Below are 452 nucleotides of genomic sequence, written 5' to 3'. Positions count from 1 at the left end.
ATCAGGTAGATAGGTTCGAGGTGGAAGTGCGGTGACGCATGCAGCTGACGAATACTAATCGGTCGAGGACTTAACCACATTTTATTGCATAATTCAATGAAACGTTTATCCAGTTTTGAAAGAATGAAAATCATTAAAAAAGTACTTGACGATTGAAAAAAGTATGATATAATGAATAATGTCTTTTAAAGAAAATAGTCTAGTGATGATGGCAAAGAGGTCACACCCGTTCCCATACCGAACACGGAAGTTAAGCTCTTTAGCGCCGATGGTAGTTGGGGGCTTCCCCCTGTGAGAGTAGGACGTCGCTAGGCTGTATTACCCAGGAGGATTAGCTCAGCTGGGAGAGCACCTGCCTTACAAGCAGGGGGTCGGCGGTTCGAGCCCGTCATCCTCCACCATTTCTAAATGCCGGTGTAGCTCAGTTGGTAGAGCAACTGACTTGTAATCAG

General features: G+C 45.1%; 1 tRNA gene and 1 rRNA gene. Both read left to right on the top strand.

The features are described from left to right. The first annotated feature begins 198 nt into the window (after window positions 1-198). Window positions 199-314: ribosomal RNA gene (gene rrf, locus M3166_RS19020) — 5S ribosomal RNA — on the top strand. A gap of 11 nt (window positions 315-325) precedes the next feature. Further along, a tRNA-Val gene (locus M3166_RS19015) sits at window positions 326-401 on the top strand. Window positions 402-452 lie beyond the last annotated feature (51 nt).

Origin of the sequence: Solibacillus isronensis (genome assembly GCF_023715405.1) — a bacterium.
Classification (GTDB): Bacteria; Bacillota; Bacilli; order Bacillales_A; family Planococcaceae; genus Solibacillus; species Solibacillus isronensis_B.
Note: the sequence above shows the minus strand (reverse complement) of the source record. Positions and strands in the feature narration are given on the sequence as shown.